This is a genomic window from Anaerolineae bacterium (genome assembly GCA_011176535.1).
In the GTDB taxonomy this organism is placed as follows: Bacteria; Chloroflexota; Anaerolineae; order Anaerolineales; family DRMV01; genus DUEP01.
The window spans coordinates 1-3891 of sequence record DUEP01000075.1 but is presented as its reverse complement, the minus strand read 5'-3'; the positions used below and the strand labels follow the sequence as shown (position 1 = coordinate 3891).

General features: G+C 64.9%; 4 protein-coding genes. 2 read left to right on the top strand and 2 right to left on the bottom strand.

Annotated features, from left to right (window positions below):
• Together G4O04_07270 and G4O04_07265 are read left to right on the top strand one after the other, a co-directional pair.
• Window positions 1–1336 (top strand): hypothetical protein (locus G4O04_07270; protein ID HEY58316.1); only part of this gene is annotated, 1336 nt, incomplete at its 5' end.
• Window positions 1337–1377: 41 nt separating this feature from the next.
• Window positions 1378–1644, top strand: a complete 267-nt coding sequence (locus tag G4O04_07265) for a NifU family protein (protein HEY58315.1) — start codon at window positions 1378–1380, stop codon at window positions 1642–1644.
• 100 nt (window positions 1645–1744) lie between these two features.
• On the opposite strand, the gene G4O04_07260 is transcribed toward G4O04_07265, so the two are convergent.
• Together G4O04_07260 and G4O04_07255 are read right to left on the bottom strand one after the other, a co-directional pair.
• Complete coding sequence (locus G4O04_07260) at window positions 1745–2533, bottom strand: VWA domain-containing protein (GenBank protein ID HEY58314.1); 789 nt, start codon at window positions 2531–2533, stop codon at window positions 1745–1747.
• A gap of 158 nt (window positions 2534–2691) precedes the next feature.
• Window positions 2692–3807 carry an AAA domain-containing protein gene (locus tag G4O04_07255; protein HEY58313.1) on the bottom strand — a complete coding sequence of 372 codons (1116 nt, stop codon included), beginning with the start codon at window positions 3805–3807 and terminating at the stop codon, window positions 2692–2694.
• Window positions 3808–3891 lie beyond the last annotated feature (84 nt).

Here is a 3891-nt window from a genome sequence, read left to right as displayed (position 1 = left end):
CCCATGGCGCCGCCAGGCTGCCGCGCTCCTCGTCAGGGTGGGGGCCATCGGCCGGCAGGTGCGCCGGGGCGTGCAAAGTGTGGCCCGCCCGGTGGCCCAGACGCTGCACCGGGCCCTGCCCGCCGCCGAGGAATGGGTGGCCCTGCCGCGTTCCATGATGGCTTTTGCGGCCGTCGTGGTGCCCCTGGTTGTGGTGGCGTTTGCCGTGACGGTGTTCCTGCGTCGGGGGCGCCGGGAGCAGATGGCCCATCACTTTGGTGTAGCCCAGCAATACTACCAGCAGGCCATGGCCGTCTCGGACGAGGCGGCCCGCTATCAGGCGCTCCGGGCGGCCGAGAGCGAGTTGCAACTGGCCCTGGCTTTTGGCAAGGACCAGGAGGTGGCTGCTCTGGAGACCCAGGTGCGGCAGATGGTCGACGCCCTGGACAAGGTGACGCGGGTGTCCTTCGAGCCGTTGATCAATGGCTTCTCGTTGCAGGGCCGAAACATCCTCCGCATCGAGCGTCTGCCGGAGGCCATCTTTGCCCTGGACGCCGTCACCGGCAAAGTGATGCGCTTTCGGCCGGTGGTGCAAGGGTATGATTACGACCCGGATTTTGACTGCGGGCCGGGACAGTTCCCCGGGGTGACCGTGGGTCCCCTGGTGGATTTCGTCGTGGTAGACCCCACTTTGGGCAAGGAATACCCCGTGCTGGGGGTGGACGAACAGGCCAACCTGATTTACTGTCCGCTCAAGGGGGCTTCGTATGCCCGCACCCTGCCGCTGAACACCACCTTGCCTGCCGGGCGGCGCCTCTTGCGGCTGCTGGGAGACAAGATGTATCTGTTGGACCCGGCGCAACGGGCCCTGGATCTCTTTACGGCGCAGGAGGACTTCAGCGGCGAGCCCTACGATTTGTTCGCCGGGCAAGCGCCGGGTTGGTTGGATCAGGTGGTGGATTTCACGGCTCAACGGGGCGTGTTGTTCTTCTTGTTGGTGGATGGCCAGGTGATGCGTTGCGACCAGGTGAGCCCCACGGAGCCGCTGGCCTGTCAGCCCTTGACTTATTATGACACGCGCCCGGGTCGTGGGGATGGGCCCACCCTGGCGGATACCCGCCCGGTGCGTCTGGATGTGAGCGTGATTCAGGAACCGACGCTGTTCATGTTGGACAGCCAGGGCACGGGCGTTTTCGTGTTTTCCTTCCGCCTGACGTACCATCACCAGATTCGGCCGGAGGCCCCACTTTCGGGCCCCATTCGGGCGTTTCTGATCAGCGCTGAGCAGAATCCTGCCGGTGAGCGCTGGTTGTATGTCGCCGCTGGCGAACAGATTTATCGGGCACCGATTCGATGAGGGGCGGGGATCTCCCCTGCTCTAAACCAAGGAGGTGAAGGATGAGCGAAGGGCAAACACTCCCATCGGGTGTTCAGGCGCCCCTGGAAGAGCGGGTGCGGGCCCTGGTCGAGCGTCTGAGCGCGTACATCGAGTATTACCACGGCGGCCGGGTGGAATTTGTGGCCCTGGAAGGAGATACCTTGCAGGTGCGCCTGGGGGGTGCCTGTGCGCAGTGTAGATTGACAGAGGTCACCTTGCACGGGTGGATTGAGGGCACCGTGCGCCAGTTCTTCCCCGAGGTGCAGCAGGTGGTGGCGGTGAAGTGAGCCCCTGCGTTATCACGCAAGCCGCCCGGCGAAACGACCCGCCGGGCGGCTTGCATGTCTGTTTTTGAAGGCCACGGTGGCTGCGGCGTTGCCTGGTGGGTTATTGCAGGGCGGAGCGCACCGTTTGGTAGAGCGCCTGGGCGCGGAGTTCCGGCAGGGTGAGACATTCGGCCTGCAGGTGCTTGGCCAGCGCCCTGGCCAGGCCTTGATCGAAGTCGGGGTGTTCCATGTTGATGACTACGCTGCGGATTTTCTCCGCGGCGATTTTCTCAGCGATTTCGTAGGCTTCTTCCAGGGGCGGTTTGTCGCCCATGGAGACATTGCCCGCCCCGTCGGTCAGAATGATGAGCAAGGGTTCCACATCGGGGTGGGTGAGGCGCTCCTGGCGCACCACCTGGTGGGCCAGGAACAGCCCGGCGGAAAGGGGCGTTTTGCCGCCGACGGGGATGTTCTTCAAGGCCCGGTGGGCGAGTTCCACCGAATTGGTGGGCGGGAGCACGAATAGGGCGCGGTCTTTTTGAAAGGTGATCAACCCCACCCGGTCGCGGCGTTGATAAGCATCGGTGAGCAGAGAGAGGATGGCGCCCTTGGTGGCCTCCATGCGCTCGGCCACGGCCATGGACCAGGAGGCGTCCACCACGAAGAGGATGAGGTTGGCCGCCCGGCGGACGCGCACCTTTTCGCGCAGGTCCTCGGGGCGCAGGAGGAGGGCAGGTGCGCCGGGCGGGGCCTGCTCGCGCCGGCGCTGTTGAAAGGGTGCGGCCGCCCGCACCGTGGCGTCAAAGGCCAGGTCGGTCACCTTGCCGTGCGGGACGCGGGCCTGGATGTAGCGCCCCCGCTTGCGTTTGGTGCGGGTTTGCGAGCGCCGCCCGGCATGGTGGCGGGCCAGATGGTCCAAAGGGGTGTTCAGGGTGCGGGGCGTGAATGCCTGGGCCGGGGCCACCTCTTTTCCCCCTTCCCACCATTGCCCCGGACCGGTGGCGAAGATGTCCTGCGGGGCCGGGGTGGGCGAGCCCTCGGGCAGGCTCTCGGTGGCCTCCTCCGCATTCACGCCCACGGGACTTTTTTTGCTTCTTCGGCCCGGTTTTGCTCCGCTGTGGAGGTCGTCTGGGTTTCCTGCTGGGCCACGGCGCCCTGCAGTTCCTGGATGTGCTCCTGTAGTTGCGTGATGGAGACCGCGCTCTCTTCCAGCGGGTTCCGGCGCAGGCGGTGGGGCAGGGCCAGTTCGGCGGCCAGGGCGATATCGCGGTCGGTGATGGCCAGGCGGCCTTCAAAGGCCGCCTGAGCGCGGGCTGCTTTGAGGATGACCAGGTCGGCCCGATGGCCGTCCACACCCATGGCTGCGGTGAGCGAGGCGATGGAGAGTAAATCGTGTCGGGTGTAGGTCACCTTGTCCACCAGTTCCCGGGCGTGGGCGATGCGCTCCGAAAGGGCCTGCTCCTGGGGGAGCCATTGCCGGCGGAAACCTTCGGGGTCTGCCTCAAAAGCCAGGTTGCGCTCGATGATCTGCACGCGTTCTTCGGGGCTTTGAATCCCCCGGATGTCTACCGAGAGGGCGAAGCGGTCCAGCAGTTGGGGGCGCAGATCGCCTTCTTCGGGGTTCATGGTGCCGATGAGGATGAATCGCGCGGGATGGGAGAAGGAAATCCCTTCGCGCTCCACGATGTTGACACCCATGGCAGCCGCGTCCAGCAGCAGGTCCACCACATGGTCGTCCAGCAGGTTGACTTCGTCGATGTACAGAATGCCGCGGTTGGCCGAGGCCAGCACCCCGGGCTCGAACACCCGTTGCCCTTTCTGGATGGCGGCTTCGATGTCCAGGGTACCCACCACCCGATCCTCGGTGGAGGAGACGGGCAGGTTGACGAAGGGGATGGGTTTCCACTCGAAGTGTTCGGCCAGGTTTTCGCCTTGGGCCGCCCGCTCACGGCATTCGGTGCACCAGGTGGCGGGCTGGTCGGGGTCGCAACCGAAACGGCAACCGCGAATTATTTTGACTTTGGGGAGCAAAGCGGCCAGAGCGCGCGCGGCCGTGGATTTGGCCGTGCCCCGCTCGCCGCGGATGAGCACGCCGCCGATGCGTTGGTCGATGGCGACCAGGATGAGCGCCCGCTTCATGCGCTCTTGACCAACGATGGCCGTGAAGGGATAAATCACCTGCATGGGGTGTTGCCTCCTTAAATCGAACCAGTTCCAAACCGTGAGGACACGGTCTGCACAATCTTACCACAAAGGTTGCTTCTTCTT